The 19,125-nt window shown below is 68.1% G+C and carries 20 protein-coding genes and 1 tRNA gene; 9 read left to right on the top strand and 12 right to left on the bottom strand.

What is annotated here, in order from left to right:
• Nucleotides 1–10: 10 nt before the first annotated feature.
• Nucleotides 11–2,014, bottom strand: a complete 2,004-nt coding sequence (thrS, locus tag U1701_RS08075; protein WP_332782045.1) for a threonine--tRNA ligase — start codon at nucleotides 2,012–2,014, stop codon at nucleotides 11–13.
• A gap of 185 nt (nucleotides 2,015–2,199) precedes the next feature.
• The gene (locus U1701_RS08070) at nucleotides 2,200–3,015 is read right to left on the bottom strand and encodes an LD-carboxypeptidase (RefSeq protein WP_332782328.1); all 816 of its coding nucleotides are present in this window, start codon (nucleotides 3,013–3,015) and stop codon (nucleotides 2,200–2,202) included.
• A 59-nt stretch (nucleotides 3,016–3,074) separates the two neighbouring features.
• Here U1701_RS08070 and U1701_RS08065 point away from each other — a divergent pair, with 59 nt between their 5' ends.
• The 4 genes from U1701_RS08065 (at nucleotide 3,075) to U1701_RS08050 (ending at nucleotide 5,467) form a co-directional block, all read left to right on the top strand.
• Nucleotides 3,075–4,475, top strand: a complete 1,401-nt coding sequence (locus U1701_RS08065; protein WP_332782044.1) for a UDP-N-acetylmuramate--L-alanine ligase — start codon at nucleotides 3,075–3,077, stop codon at nucleotides 4,473–4,475.
• A gap of 23 nt (nucleotides 4,476–4,498) precedes the next feature.
• Nucleotides 4,499–4,753: a DUF6356 family protein gene (locus U1701_RS08060; protein ID WP_332782043.1), complete on the top strand. Its 255-nt coding sequence runs from the start codon at nucleotides 4,499–4,501 to the stop codon at nucleotides 4,751–4,753.
• A gap of 115 nt (nucleotides 4,754–4,868) precedes the next feature.
• Complete coding sequence (locus U1701_RS08055; protein ID WP_332782042.1) at nucleotides 4,869–5,276, top strand: hypothetical protein; 408 nt, start codon at nucleotides 4,869–4,871, stop codon at nucleotides 5,274–5,276.
• On the top strand, nucleotides 5,273–5,467 hold the full coding sequence (locus U1701_RS08050) for a helix-turn-helix transcriptional regulator (protein ID WP_332782041.1): 195 nt from the start codon (nucleotides 5,273–5,275) through the stop codon (nucleotides 5,465–5,467). Before U1701_RS08055 ends, U1701_RS08050 begins: the two co-directional genes overlap by 4 nt.
• 88 nt (nucleotides 5,468–5,555) lie before the next feature.
• Here U1701_RS08050 and U1701_RS08045 read toward each other — a convergent pair whose 3' ends face one another.
• Both U1701_RS08045 and U1701_RS08040 read right to left on the bottom strand, forming a co-directional pair.
• Nucleotides 5,556–6,371: an arylamine N-acetyltransferase family protein gene (locus tag U1701_RS08045; RefSeq protein WP_332782040.1), complete on the bottom strand. Its 816-nt coding sequence runs from the start codon at nucleotides 6,369–6,371 to the stop codon at nucleotides 5,556–5,558.
• A gap of 198 nt (nucleotides 6,372–6,569) precedes the next feature.
• Entirely contained in the window at nucleotides 6,570–8,288 is a 1,719-nt protein-coding gene (locus U1701_RS08040) for an acyl-CoA dehydrogenase family protein (protein WP_332782039.1), read from the bottom strand.
• A gap of 82 nt (nucleotides 8,289–8,370) precedes the next feature.
• Here U1701_RS08040 and U1701_RS08035 point away from each other — a divergent pair, with 82 nt between their 5' ends.
• Nucleotides 8,371–9,342, top strand: coding sequence for an L-threonylcarbamoyladenylate synthase (locus U1701_RS08035; protein ID WP_332782038.1), 972 nt, complete (start codon nucleotides 8,371–8,373; stop codon nucleotides 9,340–9,342).
• 92 nt (nucleotides 9,343–9,434) lie between these two features.
• Here U1701_RS08035 and msrA read toward each other — a convergent pair whose 3' ends face one another.
• Nucleotides 9,435–9,977, bottom strand: a complete 543-nt coding sequence (gene msrA, locus U1701_RS08030; protein WP_332782037.1) for a peptide-methionine (S)-S-oxide reductase MsrA — start codon at nucleotides 9,975–9,977, stop codon at nucleotides 9,435–9,437.
• 59 nt (nucleotides 9,978–10,036) lie between these two features.
• Between msrA and galE the strand changes: the two genes are divergently transcribed.
• Nucleotides 10,037–11,035, top strand: coding sequence for a UDP-glucose 4-epimerase GalE (galE, locus tag U1701_RS08025; protein WP_332782036.1), 999 nt, complete (start codon nucleotides 10,037–10,039; stop codon nucleotides 11,033–11,035).
• Nucleotides 11,032–11,865, top strand: coding sequence for an HpcH/HpaI aldolase/citrate lyase family protein (locus U1701_RS08020; RefSeq protein WP_332782035.1), 834 nt, complete (start codon nucleotides 11,032–11,034; stop codon nucleotides 11,863–11,865). Before galE ends, U1701_RS08020 begins: the two co-directional genes overlap by 4 nt.
• On the opposite strand, the gene U1701_RS08015 is transcribed toward U1701_RS08020, so the two are convergent.
• Nucleotides 11,845–12,498, bottom strand: a complete 654-nt coding sequence (locus U1701_RS08015) for a phosphatase PAP2 family protein (RefSeq protein ID WP_332782034.1) — start codon at nucleotides 12,496–12,498, stop codon at nucleotides 11,845–11,847. The two genes, U1701_RS08020 and U1701_RS08015, sit on opposite strands and share 21 nt — an antisense overlap.
• The gene (locus tag U1701_RS08010; RefSeq protein WP_332782033.1) at nucleotides 12,495–13,529 is read right to left on the bottom strand and encodes a lactonase family protein; all 1,035 of its coding nucleotides are present in this window, start codon (nucleotides 13,527–13,529) and stop codon (nucleotides 12,495–12,497) included. The genes U1701_RS08015 and U1701_RS08010 overlap by 4 nt, the downstream gene beginning before the upstream one ends.
• A gap of 308 nt (nucleotides 13,530–13,837) precedes the next feature.
• On the opposite strand from U1701_RS08010, the gene U1701_RS08005 reads away from it, so the two are divergent.
• Nucleotides 13,838–13,996, top strand: coding sequence for a hypothetical protein (locus U1701_RS08005; RefSeq protein ID WP_332782032.1), 159 nt, complete (start codon nucleotides 13,838–13,840; stop codon nucleotides 13,994–13,996).
• A gap of 50 nt (nucleotides 13,997–14,046) precedes the next feature.
• On the opposite strand, the gene U1701_RS08000 is transcribed toward U1701_RS08005, so the two are convergent.
• Nucleotides 14,047–14,122, bottom strand: a tRNA-Lys gene (locus U1701_RS08000).
• 15 nt (nucleotides 14,123–14,137) lie between these two features.
• Complete coding sequence (gene folK, locus U1701_RS07995; RefSeq protein ID WP_332782031.1) at nucleotides 14,138–14,626, bottom strand: 2-amino-4-hydroxy-6-hydroxymethyldihydropteridine diphosphokinase; 489 nt, start codon at nucleotides 14,624–14,626, stop codon at nucleotides 14,138–14,140.
• A gap of 22 nt (nucleotides 14,627–14,648) precedes the next feature.
• Between folK and U1701_RS07990 the strand changes: the two genes are divergently transcribed.
• Nucleotides 14,649–15,347, top strand: coding sequence for a uracil-DNA glycosylase (locus U1701_RS07990; protein ID WP_332782030.1), 699 nt, complete (start codon nucleotides 14,649–14,651; stop codon nucleotides 15,345–15,347).
• A gap of 127 nt (nucleotides 15,348–15,474) precedes the next feature.
• Here U1701_RS07990 and aguB read toward each other — a convergent pair whose 3' ends face one another.
• The 3 genes from aguB to U1701_RS07975 all read right to left on the bottom strand — a co-directional run bounded on the left by aguB (nucleotide 15,475) and on the right by U1701_RS07975 (nucleotide 19,125).
• Complete coding sequence (aguB, locus tag U1701_RS07985) at nucleotides 15,475–16,323, bottom strand: N-carbamoylputrescine amidase (RefSeq protein ID WP_332782029.1); 849 nt, start codon at nucleotides 16,321–16,323, stop codon at nucleotides 15,475–15,477.
• A gap of 204 nt (nucleotides 16,324–16,527) precedes the next feature.
• A complete protein-coding gene (locus U1701_RS07980) occupies nucleotides 16,528–17,493 on the bottom strand; it encodes an agmatine deiminase family protein (protein ID WP_332782028.1) in 966 nt (321 codons plus the stop codon).
• Nucleotides 17,494–19,125, bottom strand: coding sequence for a M28 family peptidase (locus tag U1701_RS07975; RefSeq protein ID WP_332782027.1), 1,632 nt, complete (start codon nucleotides 19,123–19,125; stop codon nucleotides 17,494–17,496).

The following is a 19,125-nucleotide window of genomic DNA, read 5'->3' as shown; positions in this document are numbered from 1 at the left end:
CCGGAGCCTATCACATATCGGGGGGAGTCGCCTCTGCGCGGAGGCGATCGACGGCCTCTTCCAGCGTCAAAATGGTCTGCGCCTGGCTGCCGAGCGTGCGTAGCGCGACCTTGCCTTCCTCGGCCTCGCGCTTGCCGACGACGAGAAGGTTGGGGACCTTCGCCAGGCTGTGCTCGCGGACCTTGTAGTTGATCTTCTCGTTGCGCAGGTCGGTCTCGACGCGCAAGCCCGCCTTGCGCAGCGTGGCCGCGACGGTTTCCGCATAGTCGTCGGCGTCCGACACGATCGTCGCGACCACGACCTGCGTCGGCGCGAGCCAGAGCGGGAAGCGGCCGGCATGATGTTCGATCAGGATGCCAATGAAGCGTTCGAACGTGCCGAGGATCGCACGGTGGAGCATCACCGGGCGGTGACGCTCGCCGTCCTGGCCGACGTACGACGCGTCGAGTCGTTCGGGAAGGACGCGGTCGGACTGGATCGTGCCGACCTGCCAGGTGCGGCCGATCGCGTCGGTCAGGTGGAATTCGAGTTTCGGCGCGTAGAACGCCCCCTCGCCCGGCAGTTCCTCGAACTTTCCCTTGATCGAGTCGGACAGGTTCGAGCCGAGCACCGCCTCGCGCAGTTCGGATTCGGCCTTGTCCCACATCTCTTCACTGCCGAACCGCTTTTCAGGGCGCAGCGCGAGCTTCACCGCATAATCCTCGAAGCCGAGGTCGCGGTAGACGGTGTCGAGCAGTTCGCAAAAGGCGCGGACCTCGTCGATCAGCTGGTCCTCGCGGACGAAGATATGCGCGTCGTCCTGCGTGAACTGGCGGACGCGCATGATGCCGTGCAGCGCGCCGTGCGGCTCGTTGCGGTGGCAGCAACCGAATTCGGCCATGCGCATCGGCAGGTCGCGGTACGACTTGATCCCCTGGCGGAAGATCAGCACGTGCGCGGGGCAGTTCATCGGCTTGAGCGCCATCAGGTCGGCGGTGCCGCTGAAGATCGCCGCATCGTCCTCGGTGCCGGGAATCTCGTCGGGGACGACGAACATGTTCTCGCGGTATTTGCCCCAGTGCCCGGATTGCTCCCACTGGCGCGCGTCCATCAGCTGGGGGGTCTTGACCTCCTCATAGCCCGCGGCATCGAGCCGGCGGCGCATATACGCCTCGAGCTGGCGCCACAGGATGAAGCCTTTGGGGTGCCAGAACACCGAGCCCTGCGCCTCCGACTGGAGGTGGAACAGGTCCATCTCCTGGCCGATTTTGCGATGGTCGCGCTTGGCGGCTTCCTCGAGGCGGAACAGGTACGCGTCGAGCTGCTTCTTGTTGAGCCAGCCGGTGCCGTAGATGCGGCTGAGCATCGCGTTCTTCTGGTCGCCGCGCCAATAGGCACCGGACACGCGCGTGAGCTTGAACGCCTGGGGATCGAGCTTGCCGGTCGAGACCATGTGGGGGCCGCGGCACATGTCGAGCCAGTCGCCCTGGCGATAGATCGTCAGTTCCTCGCCCTCGGGCAGTTCGGCGGCCCATTCGGCCTTGAAGCGCTCGCCCTGCTCGGTCCAGCGGTCGATCAGCTGCTGGCGGGTCCAGACTTCGCGCGTGAACGGCTCGTTGCGGGCGATGATCGCGCGCATCTCGGCCTCGATCGCGGGAAGGTCGTCGTCGGTGAACTGGCGGTCCTTCGGCGCGAAGTCGTAATAGAAGCCGTCGTCGGTCGCGGGGCCGAAGGTGATCTCGGTGCCGGGGAACAGGTTCTGCACCGCCTCGGCCATGACGTGCGCGAGGTCGTGGCGGACGAGTTCGAGCGCATCGGCCTCGTCGCGCGCGGTAACGAGCGCCAGCTGCGTGTCGCCCTCGAAGGGCCGCGTGAGGTCGCGGACCTGTCCGTCGATGCGCGCGGCGAGCGCGGCCTTGGCGAGACCGGGGCCGATGGCGGCGGCGACATCCGCGGGGGTGGTCCCGGGCGCAACCTCTCGGACGGAACCGTCGGGCAGCGTGATGCGGAACAACTCGGCCGGGTGCGCGGACATGGGGAACTTTCTGAGGCTTGAAGAGCGGGGCTTATGCCGTTGCGAGGGGTATATAGGCAACACCCCCTCTTCCGTCATCCCAGCGAAGGCTGGGATCTCCATGGGGCGGGTGCTGCGCTCTCCAACAGGGAGACCCTAGCCTTCGCTTGGGTGACGGTTTGGGGGTGACGGTCTCGAAAGGGGAGTCACGCGATCCCGAACGGCACCACATGATTGGCCTGGGTATGCCCGATCTCCGCGCGGCCCAAATACGGCACGTCCATGTCGCGGCTCCACCGCACCATCATGTAATCGAGCGTCTCGCCCCAGGGGGGATCGTTCGCCTGCACCGCGGTCACCGCGCCGAGGCGCAGGCCGGCGATGCCCTTCAGCTGCGTCGCGTTCGCTAGTTTGAAGAGCATGCGATCGACATTGTACATCGGCTCCGACACCTCCTCGACGATCAGCACGTGATCGGTGAGATCGGGCAGCCACGGCGTGCCGATCAGCGAGGTGAGAATCGTCAGGTTGAATGCTGCGGAGGGCTGGCCTTTGAGGCCCGGCTCCAGTCCCGTCCTGTCCCCGTGGGCCAGCCAGCCTAATGAGCGTGCGACCGTCCGATCGCCGTCGTGGCGGTTGATGTCGCTCGCCATCGGGCCGTGGACCGGACGGCCGATGCGGCGGGCGTAGAGCGCGCCGAGCAGGAAGCCGACGTCGGAATAGCCGAGATAGGCCTTCTGGTGCGCGGCGCGCTTGAGGTGCGGCATGACCATCGCGAGGATGCGGTTGGCGCCGTAGCCGCCGCGCAGGAACCAGAGCGCGTCGAACGCGGGGTCGTTGGCGTATTCCAGGAACGCCGCCGCGCGGGCGAAATCGGAACCCGCGAAATGGCCGTCGGTCGCCTTGCACCCCGGGTGGAAGACGAGCTCGATCTCGGGAAACGCGGCGGCGGCATAGGCGGTGATCTTCGGGATCACCTCGGGGTTGGTGCGGCTCGATGCGGCGAGGACTCCGATCCTGATTGTCCGTCTCCCCAATCTGCAACCTTGTGCCGTCGTGGTTCCGCCGATAGCCCGGCGCCATGCAGAACGGCAAATCCTACTTCTTCGTCGGCATCGGCGGTTCCGGCATGATGCCGCTGGCGATGATCCTCGCAGGGCGCGGCGCGACCGTTGCGGGATCGGACCGTGGGCTCGACCAGGGGCGCGTGCCCGCCAAGTTCGACGACCTGCGCAAGCGCGGCGTGGCGCTGTTCGCGCAGGACGGCAGCGGGATCGTGTCGGCGGACCAGATCGTCATCGCCTCCGCCGCGATCGAGGCGAGCGTGCCCGACATGGTCGCGGCCGAAAGACTCGGCTGCGAGCGGCTAAGCCGCGCGGGCATGCTCGCGTCGCTGTTCAACGCGAGCATGCTGCCGATCGGGATCGCGGGAACCAGCGGCAAATCGACCGTGACGGGGATGATCGGCTGGATCCTCCAGGCATGCGGCCGCGATCCGACCGTGATGAACGGCGCGGTGATGAAGAATTTCGCGAGCCCCGACGCGCCGTTCGCGAGCGCGCTGGTGGGGGCCGGAGAGGCGTTCGTCAGCGAGGTCGACGAGAGCGACGGGTCGATCGCGGGCTACAGCCCGAGGATCGCGGTGCTCAACAATGTGAGCCTGGACCACAAGGGGCTCGACGAGCTGCGGCTGCTGTTCGCGGACTTCATCGGCAAGGCCGAGACCGCGATCGTGAACAGCGACAACGACGAGGCCGCGGCGCTGGCCGACGCCCTGCCGCGCCGGCGGGTGACGACGTTCGGGATCGACCGCGACGCGGACTTTGCCGCGCGCGACGTGGTCGAGCGGCCGTTCGGGGTCGATTTCGCGCTGGTCGTGGGCGGCAACGCGCCGGTGCCGGTGACCCTGCAGGTGCCGGGACGGCACAATGTCTCGAACGCACTGGCTGCCATCGGCGCAGCAGTGGCGGCCGGGGTTTCGCTTGCTGACGCGGTGCGCGCGATCGGCGGGTTCACCGGATTGCGGCGGCGATTCGACTTCGTCGGCGAGGCGGGCGGCATCGCCGTGATCGACGATTTCGGGCATAATCCGGACAAGATCGCGGCGACGCTGGACACGCTGCACGCGTTTCCGGGGCGCGTGCTGTTGCTGTTCCAGCCGCATGGCTATGGCCCGCTGAAGGTGATGGGCGAGGCGCTGACAGCGATGTTCGTCGAGCGGATGCGCGACGGCGACATGCTCGTGCTGCCGGATCCGGTCTATCACGGCGGCACCGTCAGCCGCGCGGTGACGAGCGCGGACATCGTCGCGAAGATTGCGGCGGCGGGGCGCGATGCGCGGTATGTCGCGGACCGGGGCGACGCGGCGGCGTTGCTGGTGGCCGAGGCGCGCGCGGGCGACCGGATCGTGGTGATGGGCGCGCGCGACGACAGTTTGAGCCTGCTCGCCAGCGGGATGGTCGAGGCGCTCGCCCCGCGCTAGACTGCAGCCAAGGAGACCCGCCGATGTTCCGCCGTCTGTTCCTCGACCATCCCGAAACCGTCGGCGAGAGCTATGCCCAGCATTTCGGCGTAGCGGGTCGGTTCGGGGTGACGATGATCGCGGGCGGGATCGGTGCGCTGGTGCATGCCTTCGTCCCCGCGCTGTGCAAGACGCGCGGCAGTGACACGGTGCGCGAACTCCACCGACAGATGGTCGCCAAGCGCGGCGCGGTGAGCGCTGACCGGGCGCAGACGAAGAGCGTCGACTACATCATCTGACCGATCGAAGGTCGCAAAGGTCGCACGAAAGCATGGCGCGCCGTGACAAGGACGCTTGACCTCTCTTCGCCGCAGGATGTAAAGCTTCCCTTACTGAATCGAAAGGGAGCTTTCCATGCTGCTGAACACCGCGATCCGTCGATACTATCGGCGCGTGCTGATCCTGAGCATCGTCTATGCGCTGTTGCTGTTCGCGATGGTCTATCTGTTCCGGCGCGGCGCGCTGCATGGCCCGATTGCCTATCTGGTCGCGGTGCTGCCGGCGGTACCGCTGATCGGCACCTTCCTGGTGCTCGGGCGCTACATCGTCGAGGAGACCGACGAGTATCTGCGTATGCTGATGGTCCGTCAGGCGCTGATCGCGAGCGGCTTCATGCTCAGCGTCACGACCGCCTGGGGGTTTCTGGAAACGGTCGCGCTCGTCCCGCACGTCCCCGCCTTCTACACCGCGTTGCTGTGGTACGGCGGGTTGTGGATCGGTTGGGCCTACAACATCGCCGCGATGCGGCGGCCCGCGGCGTGAAGAACCGGCTGAAGGTGCTGCGCGCCGAGCGCGACTGGAGCCAGGGCGACCTGGCCGAGCGGCTCGACGTGTCGCGGCAGAGCGTCAATGCGATCGAGACCGGGCGCTACGATCCGTCGCTGCCGCTGGCGTTCAAGATCGCGGCGTTGTTCGGGTGCCGGATCGAAGAGATTTTCGAGCCGGGTGCGTGATGTGGTGCTCCTGCGAAGGCAGGAGCCCAGGGTAACGGAACGCGGCGTTTGTGACCCGGGGTTCCTACCTTCGCAGGAACACGGGCGGCTAGAACAGCCCCAGCGCGGCGACCTCATCGGTCGTCAGCTCGATGCCGAACAACAGGCCCATGCGGATGCGGTAGACGCGGGGGTCGGTGACCTCGCCGATGCTGACGTCCTCGCCGGCGCGGCGGCGATAGTGGCGGCCGGTGAGCGTCGCGAAGCCGTGCGGCAGGATGATGCTGACGATCGGGCCCTGGACGAAGCGGCTGACAGGCGCGGTCGCGGTCCAGTGGTTGGACAGCGCGAGATCGGCGTCGAACACCGGCGCCAGCGTGAAGCTGTATTGCGGACGGAAACCGGGATTCTGGTCGCGGCCGTCGGTGGTCATCGGGTCGCCGTCGCGCAGCAGCGTCCAGCCATGCTCGCCTGCCTCGAGGCGGAAGCGCGCGCCGTCGGGAGCGTCCGCCTCGGCGCCGTCGGTGAGCGGCAGCACGGGGGTGTAGCTGCCGCCGAAGCCGGCGTCGGCGATCCAGTCCTGGCCGTCGATGCTGACCAGCGCGAAGGTGTGGGTCAGCGGGGGCGTTTCGGTGGCGCCGAGCCAGACGCGCGCAAGCAGCGGACGCGCGGTGAAGCCGAGTTCGGCGAGCGCGTCGAGGAACAGGCGGTTGTGCTCGAAGCAATAGCCGCCGCGGCGTGCAGTGACGAGTTTCGCGAACACCGACGCGCTGTCGATCGCGATGCCGCGGCCGAGCACGACGTCGATATTCTCGAACGGGATAGCGAGGCGGTGCGCGTGCTGGAGCCGGCCGAGGCCGATCGAGTCGAGCGTCGGGCGGGCGGGCATCGCGATGCGGGCGAGATAGAGGTCGATGTCGAACATGGCGGTGGGCTGTAGCGGCGATGCGGGGTCGGGGGAACCGGGGGGCGACGGTACGCGCATGCGGAGCGGCTCGCAGCGGCCCCATTCCATTCCGTCCGTCACCCCGGACGTGTTCCGGGCTCCATGGTGCCGCGGATCCCGGGCGGTTGGATTCGCGGCACCATGTATGCCGGAACAAGTCCGGCATGACGAAAGGACTCAGGCGGCGAACAGCTCTGGGGTGATCGAGTACAGGACTTCCGCGCTGGCGGTTGCCGCTGCTTTCAGGCCCATCGCCTCGGGGACGATCTGGTCGAGGTAGAAGCGTGCTGCTGCCGACTTCATTGCCGAGAAATCGTCGGTGCCGTTCGCGGCGATGCCGCCTTGGCGTTCCATCAGCCAGCCACAGGTCGCGACCGAGAGCATCGTCAGGAACGGGTAGCTGGCGGCGAGCTTGTCGTCGGCGTCCGACGTAGCGAGGCGGCGGCCGATCTCGTCGCAAGCGTCAACCAAAGCGAGCAGGTTCGTGTCGGTCGCTTCGGCGCGGATGTCGGCGATCAGCGTCGCGAACGCGCCGCCATTGTCCATCGCCAGCTTGCGGCCGACCAGATCGGCGGCCTGGATGCCGTTGGTGCCTTCGTAGATCGGGGTGATGCGCGCATCGCGGAAATACTGCGCGGCGCCGGTTTCCTCGACATAGCCCATGCCGCCGAACACCTGGATGCCCAGCGACGCGACTTCGTTGCCGAGATCGGTGCCGTGCGCCTTGGCGAGCGGGGTGACGAGTTCGAGGCGGTTGCGTGCCGCGGGGTCACCGAGATTGGCGCGGTCGACCTGCCCCGCGGCGTAATAGACCAGCGCGCGGGCAGCCTGGGTCTGCGCCTTCATCCGCATCAGCATGCGGCGGACGTCGGGATGCTCGACGATCCGGACCGCGTTCTTGTCGGGCGAGCCAGCGCGCGCGGACTGGACGCGGTCGAGCGCATAGGCGACCGCGCCCTGCGTCGCGCCCTCGGCGACCTGCACGCCCTGAAGGCCCACATTGAGGCGGGCATTGTTCATCATCGTGAACATCGCGCGGATGCCGCCGAGTTCGGCGCCGATCAGCTCGCCGACGCAATCGTCATTATCGCCGAAGCTCAGCACGCAGGTGGGGGACGCATGGAGCCCCATCTTGTGCTCGATCGAGACGACGCGGACATCGTTGAAATCGCCCGGCGTGCCATCGGTGTTCAGGCGATATTTGGGGACGAGGAAGAGCGAGATGCCCTTCGTGCCCGCGGGCGCGCCGGGGGTGCGGGCCAGGACGAGATGGACGATGTTCGGCGCCATGTCGTGGTCACCGAACGAGATATAGATTTTCGTGCCCTTGATGCTCCACTTGCCGTCGCCGAGTGGCGTCGCGGTGGCGCGGAGCGCGCCGACGTCGGAGCCGGCCTGCGGCTCGGTCAGGTTCATCGTGCCGGTCCATTCGCCGGTCGCGAGATGGGGGAGGTACAGCGCCTGCTGCTCGGGCGAGCCGTGATGCGCGAGCGCCTCGATCGCGCCGACGGTCAGCGTCGGGCAGAGCGCGAAACCCATGTTCGCCGAGCCCAGGGTGTCGAGCACCGCGGTCTGGATCGCGAAGGGAAGCCCCTGCCCGCCCCATGCCTCGTCGACGCCGATCGTGCCCCAACCGCCCTCGACATAATCCTTGTACGCCTGTGCGAAGCCGTCGGGCATGACGACGCCGTCCGGGGTCCATTTCGCGCCGACAGTGTCGCCCGCGCGGTTGAGCGGGGCCCATTCGCCGGCGGCGAACTGCCCCACGCCTTCGAGCACCGCATCGACGACGTCGTCGCTGGCGGCGGCGTACCGGTCGGTCGCGGCTAGCTCGTCGATCCGCACGACATGGTCGAGTACGAAACGCTGTTCGGTGGTGGCCGGAGTGAAGGGCATCGCATCCTCTTATCGCTACGCTTTGTGCCCGCTATAGGCCTTCGAAATGGCCCGTCCACACCCCCTGATTTTACCCTACGGCATGGCCGCGATCGCTGAGGCGGCCGCGGTGATTCGCGACGGCGGACTCGTCGCGGTGCCGACCGAGACGGTGTACGGACTCGCCGCCGACGCGACGAATCCGGCGGCGGTGGCGGGGATCTATGCGGCGAAGGGACGGCCGAGTTTCAACCCGTTGATCGTGCATGTGGCCGACCTGGAAGCGGCGGAGCGGATCGCGGTGTTCGATGCCGATGCGCGCGCGCTGGCGGCGGCGTTCTGGCCGGGGCCGTTGACGCTGGTGCTGCCGTTGCGGGCCGATGCGGGGATCGCGGCGCTGGTGACCGCGGGGCTGGACACGATCGCGATCCGAGTGCCGCGGCACCGCGCGATGCAGGCGCTGATCGCGGCGTCGGGGCGGCCGCTGGCGGCGCCTTCGGCCAATGCGAGCGGGGGGATTTCGCCGACGACGGTGGCGCATGTCGCGGCAAGTCTTGGGAGGAATGCGCCGCTCATTCTCGACGATGGCGCGACCGAAGCTGGGCTGGAGTCGACGATCGTGATGGGGCGGTCGGTGTTGCGGCCGGGGCCGGTGACGAGCGCCGATATTCTCAAACTGTTCCCCGGCGAAGGCCGGGGCCCAGGTGGAGAGGTCGCTCTAACGGCGGACGACGTGCCTCACGAGCGCCCTCCAACTGGGCCCCGGCCTTCGCCGGGAAACGAGCGTCTCGTGACGGCGCCGGGCCAGCTTGAGAGTCATTACGCACCGACGAAGCCGCTTCGGCTCAACGCGACCGAGGCGGCTGACGATGAGTGGCTGATCGGGTTCGGTGCCGTCGCGGGCGACGTAACGCTGTCGGCGGCGGGCGACCTGATCGAGGCGGCGGCGCGGTTGTTTGACCTGCTGCATGTGGCCGATGCGAATGCGTCGGCGCGGATTGCGGTGGCGCCAGTGCCGGCCGACGGGATCGGCGAGGCGATCAACGATCGTTTGCGACGGGCGGCGCATCGATAGGAGTACGTCACCCCGGCCTCGAGCCGGGGTCCCGCTTCCTGATGGTTCGCGAGGAAGCGGGACCCCGGGTCATGCCCGGAGTGACGGAGGGTTTATGCAGCTACAGCGGCCTTTGACCGTGCCGCGAAGCTCTTGCGGAGCTTCTGCAGCTTGGGGGGAATCACCGCCATGCAGTACGGGTTCGAGCGGCCCGAGGTTTCCCAATAATCCTGGTGGTAGATTTCGGCCGGGTACCAGGTCGCCATCGGCTCGATCGTGGTGACGATCGGCTTGTCGCTGGTCGCCTGGGCGCGGTCGATCGCGGCCTTCATCTCGGCCTGTTGCGCATCGTCGGCAGGGAACATCGCCGAGCGATACTGGGTGCCGACATCGTTGCCCTGACGGTTCAGCGTCGTCGCATCGTGGGTGGCGAAGAAGATGTCGAGCAGGTCGCCCAGCGCCAGTTGCTGCGAGTCGTAGCCGATCCGGATCGCCTCGGCATGGCCGGTGTCGCCGCCGCAGACCTGTTTGTAGGTCGGATCGGGCACGTGCCCGCCGATATAGCCGCTCTCGACGCTCTCGACGCCGATGACGTCCTTGAACACCGCTTCGGTGCACCAGAAACAGCCGCCGGCCAAAGTCACATAATCGGTCATCACGATCTCCTTTGCGTCAAGATAGGAAGCCGCTACCGCGAGGCAAAGAGGAGACGGGCGTGATCGACGGCAAGGTGATGGTGACGGGCGGGGCCGGCTATATCGGCAGCCATGCGGTGCTGGCGCTGCTCGATGCGGGGCACGCGGTCGTCGTGGTCGACAATCTGGTCACCGGGTTCGACTGGGCGGTCGATCCGCGCGCGACGCTGGTGCAGGCGAACGTCGCCGACGATACGAAGGTCCGCGCGGCGATCCGCGACCACAAGGTGCGTGCGATCATGCATTTCGCGGGCTCGGTGGTGGTGCCCGAATCGGTTAGCGACCCGCTCAAATATTATCGCAACAACACCGCGGCCAGCCGGTCGCTGATCGAGAGCGCGGTCGCGGAGGGCGTGGCGCATTTCATCTTCTCGTCGACCGCGGCGACCTATGGCACGCCCGAGCGCGTGCCGGTGGCGGAGGGCGATCCGACGGTGCCGATCAACCCGTACGGCATGTCGAAGCTGATGACCGAGGCGATGCTGCGCGACGTCGCTGCAGCGCATCCGATGAACTATGCGGCGCTGCGCTACTTCAACGTCGCGGGCGCGGATCCGCAGGGGCGCAGCGGCCAGTCGACGATCGGCGCGACGCACTTGATCAAGATCGCGGTCGAGGCGGCGACCGGCAAGCGCGACGCGGTCGGGGTGTATGGCACCGATTTCGACACGCCCGACGGCACCGGGGTGCGCGATTACATCCACGTCACCGATCTGGCCGCCGCGCATGTCGCAGCACTCGACCTGCTGGTGGCCGAGCCGACCAAGAGCCACACGCTGAACGCGGGCTATGGCCGCGGCTTCTCGGTGCTCGAAGTGCTCGACGCGGTCGACAAGGTGACCAACCGGACGATCGAGCGCCGGTTGGAAGGTCGGCGCGCGGGCGATCCGGCGGCGCTGATCGCGGACAATAGCGCGATCCTGGCCGCGCTCGACTGGACGCCGAAACACGCCGATCTCGACGGAATCGTGCGTGACGCGCTGGGGTGGGAACGGGTGCTGGCGGAGCGCGGGCGGTGAGACTGCGGTCATTGCTGTTCGTGCCGGGGGACAGGGCCGAGCGGATGGTCAAGGCCGCGGCGCTCGACGTCGATGCGCTGATCCTCGACCTGGAGGATTCGGTCGCGCCGGGGGCGAAGGTCGGCGCAAGGGCGGCGGTTGCGGAGTTTCTCGCCGGGCCGCGGTCGCGCGCCCTGTTCGTGCGGATCAATCCGCTCGATTCGGGGCTGGCGCAGGATGATCTGGCGGCGGTGCTGACCGCGCGTCCCGACGGGATCGTGCTGCCCAAGGCGGAGGGTGCGGCGAGCCTCGCGGCGCTCGATGCGATGCTCGAGGGCGACATCCGCATCCTGCCGATCGCGACCGAGACGCCCGCCGCGGTGTTCGCGCTCGGCAGCTATGGGGGCGTGACGCCGCGGCTGTGCGGGCTGACCTGGGGCGCGGAGGACCTGCCTGCGGCGATCGGCGCAGCGACGTCGCGCGAAGCCGACGGGTCGTACACCGCGCCGTATCAGCTGGCGCGGTCGCTGACGCTGTTCGGCGCGCATGCGGCGGGGGTGCCGGCGATCGAGACGGTCTATCCCGATTTTCGCGATCTGGACGGGCTGGCCGCCTATGCGGCGCGCGGGCGGCGCGACGGGTTCACGGGCATGATGGCGATCCATCCGGCGCAGGTGCCGGTGATCAACGCGGCCTTCTCGCCGTCGACCGACGAGATCGCCCGCGCGCAGGCGGTGGTTGATCTGTTCGCAGCCAATCCGGGCGCCGGCGCGCTGCAACTCGACGGGCGAATGGTCGACGCCCCGCACCTGAAGGCGGCGAAGGCGGTGCTAGCGCTCGCCGCCGATTGACGCCCGGAGCTTCGCGGTCGCAAGCCACCAGGCGAGCGCCCAGAGCGTGCCAAAACTCCAGCCCGCAAGCACGTCGCTCGGCCAGTGCACGCCCAGATACACGCGGCTGCAACCGATCGCGCCGACCAGCAGGATCGCGACGGCCATGACGTAGCGTCGCGCCGGGCGGTTCGTCGTGACCTGCTGCGCGAGCCCGGCGAGCGTCAGGTACACGACCGCGCTGTTCGCCGAATGGCCGCTGGGGAAGCTGGCGTGCGAGACGATCACGAGGTGGTCGACGATGTCGGGCCGCGCGCGGTCGATCTGCGTCTTGACGAAGGCGACGATAAGGCCGCCGGTCACGCTGGCGGCGATGGTCGCAAGACCGGTCAGCCAGAGCCGCTGGACGAACAACAATCCGGCGACGGTGACGACGACGATCGTCAGTACCGTACCACCACCGAGCGCGGTGATGTCGACCGCCGTACCGGGCAGCCAGGCTGGACCGCCCCAGGCGCGCAGGCCGAGGATGATCGATCGGTCGAAGCCGAACGGCCAGCGCCCGATCACCAGACCGGCCGCGAGGACCAGCGCGATGCCGACCGCCGCGACCGAGGCCCCGACGAGGATCGGGGGCACGCGACGCCCGCTCACGCGCCTTCCGCCACGAATACGAACGCCGCGCCGGGCACGGGAAGGCTGAACCCAGTGGGGGTCAGGCGGCCGTCGGCAGCGAGGTCGAGCGTGGTCACGGTCTGCCCCTGTTCATGCGCGACGATCATCGCCCCCTTGTCCTCGCGCAACAACAGCGCACGCGGATAGGCGCCGCCGGTCGGTGCATGCTGGAGCAAATGCGGTTCGCCGGCCGCATCGAGCGCGAACACCGCGATGCTGTCGTGCCCGCGATTCGAAACGTAGAGCCGGTCGCCGGCGCGGTTGGCGATCAGATGCGCGACGATGCTCTCACCGTGCCAACCATCGGGTAGAGTCGAGTATCGACCGCGCGCGACGAGATCGTCACCCGCGCGATCGAGCAGGGTCAGCGTGTTGGCGAGTTCGCTGACCAGATAGGCGCGATCGGGATGCGCCGGGTGGAGCAACAGATGCCGCGGCCCCGACCCGGGCGGTGCCGCATAGGCGACGCGCGGTGCGCCGAGACCGCCGCTCTCGTCGATCGGAAAGGCGAGGATCTGATCGGTGCCGAGATCGGTCTGGTACAGCCAGCGATCGTCCGGACTGAACCCGACCCAGTGCGCATGGGGAGCCTCTTGGCGCTCCGGATTGGGCCCGTGACCGTGGTTGGCGTGGACCTGCGGAGGCGCGATCGGCAGGCCGTCGGCGTCGAGCCGGAACAGCGACACGCTGCCGCTGCCATAGTTCGCGACTGCGAGCAGAGTCTGCGCGTGGTTGAGCGCGGCGTGGCACGGCGCCGCGCCGCCGGTCGGGGCGTATGCCACCGACTGCCAGTCCGATTGTGCGTAGCGGTGCGTACCGACCGCGCCGGCGTCGCGTTCGTCGACCAGATAGTGGAGATCGAACCGCGACGAATAGACTCCGAACGAGACGTTCATCGCATCCGGATAGGCTGCGCACAGCGTGCCGTCGTCGGCGACCGCGTGGACGCCCGCGCCGCCGTTGCCCGCATAGGTGCCGATGGCAAGCCGCGTGTTCGAAAAGCTGGTCATGGGGACGCCTCGTGCTGATCGGCCCGATATCGCGACGGATCAGGGGTTTGGCTAGCCTTGGGTCTCGTTTCTGGAATGCGAGCCGAATCGCGCTGGCGCGCGTTGATGCTATGGCCGTTGTGGCTGCTTTTCTGGTTCAACGGCTCGGCTCGCCTTTGCCACCCCCCCCCGGTAGAGGCGGGCCGTGTCGATGCGCGGGCGTGGGCGCGGGCGTGGTCACGGAATGACGGGCGCGTTGACGGCAGGCGCGGCGCATGATGTATTCCCCGCAGCGAGCAGGATCACCTGCCGCCAAAGGAGAGAGATGCATGGCGCTTCATACCGGAATTTCGTCCAACAAGACCCGGCTGCCGTCGTTGATCAGCGCATCGGTGCTGGTGACCGGCCTGTTGCTGATGGCGTTCGTCAGCGGCGCGGGCGACTCGACCGCGGCCCACAGCAGCGCACCGGTGCACGCAATTCCTTAAGACCGCAGATCGCCCCGTCCCAGTGGCGGCGGCGAGAGGGGTTGCGGTATTGGTGGGCCCATCGGGACTCGAACCCGAGACCTACAGATTAAAAGTCCGTTGCTCTACCAACTGAGCTATGGGCCCCACCGTGCGCCGCACCTAGGTGCGTGGCCGCGGTCGGTCAACCTTCGCGGCCAGTTGGCGCACCGTTTCGCCGGTTCGCGGGTCGCGCCACCGCGGCACGATCGCGGCAAGAGGGTCGAGGACGAAACCGCGGTCGCGATAGGCGGCGTGCGGCACGCGGAGGCCGGGCGAGGTCCAGGCGCCACCCGACCACAGCACGATATCGAGATCGATCACGCGGCTACCCCAGCGGCGGCCGCGACGGCGCCCGAACATGCGCTCGATACGCTTCAGGCGGACGAGCAGCGCGGCGGGATCCTCGGCGGTTTCGATCAGCGCGGCGGCGTTCGCGTAGCGGCGGAGCGAGGGGCCGAGCGGCGCGCTGGCGATGATCGGCGACACCGCGACCACCCCGCCGACCGCCGCCAGCGCGGCGCGGATCGTCGCGGCAGGCGCGCCGTGGCGGCTCCAACGGTTCGACCCGAGCGCGATGGCGTAAAGGGGGGCACAGCTTGTCGGCGGCATGGCGTCCGCCTACCGCATGCCGATGGACTTAGCACCTTCCCCGCTCGACGCCCCGCTACCCGCGCCGCAACCCCTGCCCCTTCCCGATAGCGAGCCGCCACGCGATTGCCCGCTCTGCCCGCGGCTGGTCGCGGTGCGAGAAGAGATGCGCGCCGAGTTTCCGCACTGGTGGAACGCGCCGGTGCCGGCATTCGGCGATCCGGACGCGTGGCTGGGGATCGTCGGGCTCGCGCCGGGCAAGCATGGCGCCAACCGCACCGGACGGCCGTTCACCGGCGATGCGAGCGGGCCGTTGCTGTACGACACGCTGACTCAGTTCGGGCTGGCGAGTGGGACCTATGCGAACACCCCGCCCGACGATCTGGCGCTGCACGGTGCGATCATCATCAACGCGGTGCGGTGCTTCCCGCCGCAGAACAAGCCGACGCCCGAGGAAATCCGGACCTGTCGGCCGTTCCTGGAGACGCAGGCCGATGCGCTGCCCGCCGCTCGCGTGTGGATCGCGCTGGGGCAGGTCGCGCACCAGTCGGCGGTGAAGATGCTCGGCGGGCGGCTGCCCAAGGCGCGGTTCGCGCATGGCGCCGAGCACCGGATGCCCGACGGGCGGGTGCTGATCGATAGCTATCACTGCTCGCGGTACAATCAGAACACCGGGGTGCTGACGCCCGAGATGTTTGCCGCCGTGTTCGCGCGCGCGGTGGAATTGCGGGGGACGGTGTAGGGCGCGCTGCCTGTCCGTCACCCAGGGCCTGACCCGGGGTCTCGCTTTTTCAAGCGCCGGGAGAAGCGGGACCCCGGCTCAAGGCCGGGGTGACGAGAAGGGAAATGATGCCCCTCGTTTTTCGGGCTTAGATGTCCTGGACTAGGCGCCCGTAGAGTTCCGGCCGGCGATCGCGGAAGAAGCCGAAGGCGGCACGGTGGCGCTTGACGATGTCGAGGTCGATCGTCGCGGTGATCACGCCTTCGTCCTCGCGGCCGAGCTCGGCGAGGATGTCGCCGCGCTCGTCGGTGATGAAGCTGGTGCCGTAGAAGGTCTGGCCGTGCTCGACGCCGACGCGGTTCGCGGCCACCACGGGCACGACGTTGGACACCGCGTGGCCGACCATCGCGCGACGCCACAGCCGCGCGGTGTCGAGCGACGTGTCGTGTGGTTCGCTGCCGATCGCGGTCGGGTAGAACAGCATCTCCGCGCCCATCAGCATCATCGCGCGCGCGGTTTCCGGATACCATTGGTCCCAGCAGACGCCGACGCCAAGCTTGCCGGCTGGGTGTGGCCAGACCTTGAAGCCGGTGTTGCCGGGGCGGAAGTAGAATTTCTCTTCATAGCCGGGGCCATCAGGGATGTGGCTCTTGCGGTAGACGCCCTGGATTTCGCCGTCTGGGCCGATCATCGCTAGGCTGTTGTAATGGTGCGGGCCGTCGAGTTCGAAGAAGCTGGTCGGGATGGTTACCTTGAGTGCCTCGGCGAGCGCCTGCATCGCGAGCACCGCCTTGTGCTCGCCGACGGGGGCGGCTTGCGCGAACAGGCCTTCATCCTCGACGCGGCAGAAATATTCGCCCTCGAACAATTCGGGCGGAAGGATCACCTGCGCGCCGCGCGACGCCGCCTCGCGGACGAGGCGGGAGATATGGGCGATGTTCCTATCGATGTCGGGGGTGAAACCGGCTTGTATCGCGGCGACGGTGATCTGGGTCATGGGCCGGTACATAGGGGGGGCGTGGCGGTTCGTCACCACCCCCCGCCCTTGATCTCACACCCGCGATCCGCTGCCCTGGAACCACTCCGCAACACCCTCGTCACCCCAGCGAAGGCTGGGGTCTCGTGCGGCAGGCGTCGCCCGCTGTGGTGGGAGACCCCAGCCTTCGCTGGGGTGACGGAATTTGGTTCGGCGTAGGGCAGCCTAGCCCGGGATCTGCTGACTGATGCAGTGGAAGCTGCCGCCGCCGGTCAGGATGTGGTCTGCACGCTGGCCTACAACCGTGCGGTCGGGAAAGATCGCCTGGATCGCGGCCACCGCCGCCGCGTCGTTCTCGGCGCCGTAGAGCGGGACGACCACCGCGGCATTGCCGATGTAGAAGTTCATGTAGCTTGCCGGCACGACCTCGTCGTCGCGCAGCACGCGACCGGGGGACGGGATCGCCACCACCTCAAGCCCCGCGGCCTCGGCGTCGCGCCTGGCGTGCTGATAGACCTGCCAGTTCGGATCGTTCTCGGTCGCCTCCGGGATCGCGACACGGCCCGGCCCGACGAAGCGCGCGAGGTTGTCGACATGGCCGTCGGTATGGTCATTGAGCAGCCCCTCGCCCAGCCACACGATCTTGGTGAAGCCCAGATCATCGCGCAGCCGTTCGGCGATCTGCGCCTCGGTCAGCGTCGGATTGCGGTTGGCGTTGAGCAGGCATTGCCGGGTGGTCACGACTACGCCGGTGCCGTCGCCGTCGATCGCGCCGCCTTCCAGCACCCAGTCGCAGGTCTGCACCGCAAGGTCGCGGGTCTGCGCCAGGCGGCCGCCGATGCTGTCGTCGCCCGGAAGGTCGTATTTGCCGCCCCAGCCATTGAACTCGAAGTCCCGCGCGCTGCCGTCGCCGGCGATGATCGGTGCGGTGTCGCGCAGCCAGATGTCGCCGAACGATTCGACCACCACTTGCGCGAACGGGGCGAGGCGGCGCGCCACCTCCCCCGCTTCGGCATCGGCGGCGACGAGGATCACGGTTTCGCCCCTGCCCTCGGCATGCACCGCACGCGCGAAGGCTACGACTTCGGCGCGGGCGGGGTCGAGATCCTCGAGCCACAATTCGGGATGGCTCGGAAAACCGATCCAGACGGCCTGGTGCGGCGCCCATTCGGCCGGGGGGGGTATCGTCACTTATTTGGCTCCTGCGCGATCGCGGTCGCGAATGCCGCGGAATTCCGCGGTCTTGTACCAGTTCGGCCAGAGCGCCGTATCCTCGGCGAGCTTGCGACCCAAGCCATAATAGATCGTCAGGTCCTCGACCGCGCCCGACCAGTCCCAGGACGCGTCATACTGGTCCTGCGGCTTGTGATAGCGGTGCGCGACATAGTCCTCGCGCGCGGCGTGGCCCGCGGTGGTGCCGCCCACGACCATGTCCTCGCCGCTGCCGCCGTCGAGCATCGGCACGCCGAGTTTGGCGAAGCTGAAATGGTCGGAGCGGTAATAGCTGCCGCGCTCCGGGTTCGCCTCGGTCCCGATCACGCGGCCCTCGGCGGCGACGAAGGGCTTCACCAGATCCTCTATCTCGGACTTGCCCGCGCCGACGAGGACGAAATCCTTCGCACGGCCGTTGATGTTGAGGCCGTCCATGTTCACCCCGCCCACCGTGCGCGCGAGCGGATAGATCGGATGCTCGGCATAATAGCGTGAGCCGAGCAACCCGGATTCCTCCGCGGTGACCGCCATAAACGCGATCGAGCGTTTGGCGGGGCCGGCTTTCGCCTGCGCCTCCGCGATCGCCACCAAGCCCGCGACACCGCTCGCATTGTCGAGCGCGCCGTTGCAGATGTCGTCGCCGTCGACCGCGTCGCAGCGGCCGAGATGATCCCAATGCGCGGTGTACAGCACGGTGTCGCCCGGCGCGGTGGTACCGGGGAGCACGCCGATGACGTTCTTCGACGCCTGGCGGCGGATGGCGTTGTCGAACGACGCGCTCATCTTGAGGCCGAGTGGCACGGCCTTGAAGCCCTTGACCTTGGCGGCGGCGGCGAGCGCGGCGTAATCCTTGCCGGCGCTGGCGAAGACGCGCTCGGCGGCGGGCCTCTGCATCCAGCCGATCACCTGGCTCTGGTCGAGATGATCGCCCTTCTCGTCGAGTTCGAGCTGCGGTCCGGTCCAGGACGACTGCACCACCGCCCAGGGATAGGCGGCGGGTTCGGTGTCGTGAACGATGATCGCAGCCGCAGCACCGTGCTTGGCGGCATTCTCGAACTTGTAGGGCCAGCGCCCGTACCAGGTCATCGCGCGACCCTCGAACGGTCCTTCGCGCGACATGGTCTGCCAGTCGGGGTCGTTGATCAGGATGACCACCGTCTTGCCCTTCACGTTGACGCCGGCATAATCGTCCCAGCCCTTTTCCGGCGCGGTGACGCCGTAGCCGACGAATACGACGTCGCTGTTCGCGACCGCGGATTTGGGCGCGACGCGGTAGGTGCCGGCGACCATGTCGGTGCGATAGGCCAGGCTAACAGAGGTCTTGCCGCCGGTGAAGACATAGGGCGCGACGTTGCCCGCGGTGATCTCGACCATCGGCACGTCCTGCGTCCACGATCCCTTGTTGCCGGGCTTCAGGCCCGCCGCCTGGAAGCGCTTGACGATATAGGCGACGGTCTTGTCCTCGGCGGGGGTGGTCGGCGCGCGGCCTTCATAGGCGTCGGAGGAGAGTTCCTGAGTAACCGACTTGAGCGTGTCGACGGATATCGCGGGCGCCGTCTGGGCCGAGAGCGGGACGGGCAGAATCAGGACGGCAAGCATGAGGCTACGCAT

Origin of the sequence: Sphingomonas rhamnosi (assembly GCF_036663615.1) — a bacterium.
In the GTDB taxonomy this organism is placed as follows: Bacteria; Pseudomonadota; Alphaproteobacteria; order Sphingomonadales; family Sphingomonadaceae; genus Sphingomonas.
This window is presented reverse-complemented; position numbering and strand designations above follow the sequence as displayed.

What these genes read in the sequence shown, in the direction of transcription:
- thrS (WP_332782045.1), bottom strand. Translation starts at nt 2,014, where the DNA reads ATGTCCGCGCACCCGGCCGAGTTGTTCCGCATCACGCTGCCCGACGGT.
- U1701_RS08065 (WP_332782044.1), top strand. Translation starts at nt 3,075, where the DNA reads ATGCAGAACGGCAAATCCTACTTCTTCGTCGGCATCGGCGGTTCCGGC.
- U1701_RS08060 (WP_332782043.1), top strand. Translation starts at nt 4,499, where the DNA reads ATGTTCCGCCGTCTGTTCCTCGACCATCCCGAAACCGTCGGCGAGAGC.
- U1701_RS08055 (WP_332782042.1), top strand. Translation starts at nt 4,869, where the DNA reads ATGCTGCTGAACACCGCGATCCGTCGATACTATCGGCGCGTGCTGATC.
- U1701_RS08045 (WP_332782040.1), bottom strand. Translation starts at nt 6,371, where the DNA reads ATGTTCGACATCGACCTCTATCTCGCCCGCATCGCGATGCCCGCCCGC.
- U1701_RS08040 (WP_332782039.1), bottom strand. Translation starts at nt 8,288, where the DNA reads ATGCCCTTCACTCCGGCCACCACCGAACAGCGTTTCGTACTCGACCAT.
- U1701_RS08035 (WP_332782038.1), top strand. Translation starts at nt 8,371, where the DNA reads ATGGCCGCGATCGCTGAGGCGGCCGCGGTGATTCGCGACGGCGGACTC.
- msrA (WP_332782037.1), bottom strand. Translation starts at nt 9,977, where the DNA reads ATGACCGATTATGTGACTTTGGCCGGCGGCTGTTTCTGGTGCACCGAA.
- U1701_RS08010 (WP_332782033.1), bottom strand. Translation starts at nt 13,529, where the DNA reads ATGACCAGCTTTTCGAACACGCGGCTTGCCATCGGCACCTATGCGGGC.
- U1701_RS08005 (WP_332782032.1), top strand. Translation starts at nt 13,838, where the DNA reads ATGGCGCTTCATACCGGAATTTCGTCCAACAAGACCCGGCTGCCGTCG.
- folK (WP_332782031.1), bottom strand. Translation starts at nt 14,626, where the DNA reads ATGCCGCCGACAAGCTGTGCCCCCCTTTACGCCATCGCGCTCGGGTCG.
- U1701_RS07990 (WP_332782030.1), top strand. Translation starts at nt 14,649, where the DNA reads ATGGACTTAGCACCTTCCCCGCTCGACGCCCCGCTACCCGCGCCGCAA.
- aguB (WP_332782029.1), bottom strand. Translation starts at nt 16,323, where the DNA reads ATGACCCAGATCACCGTCGCCGCGATACAAGCCGGTTTCACCCCCGAC.
- U1701_RS07975 (WP_332782027.1), bottom strand. Translation starts at nt 19,125, where the DNA reads ATGCGTAGCCTCATGCTTGCCGTCCTGATTCTGCCCGTCCCGCTCTCG.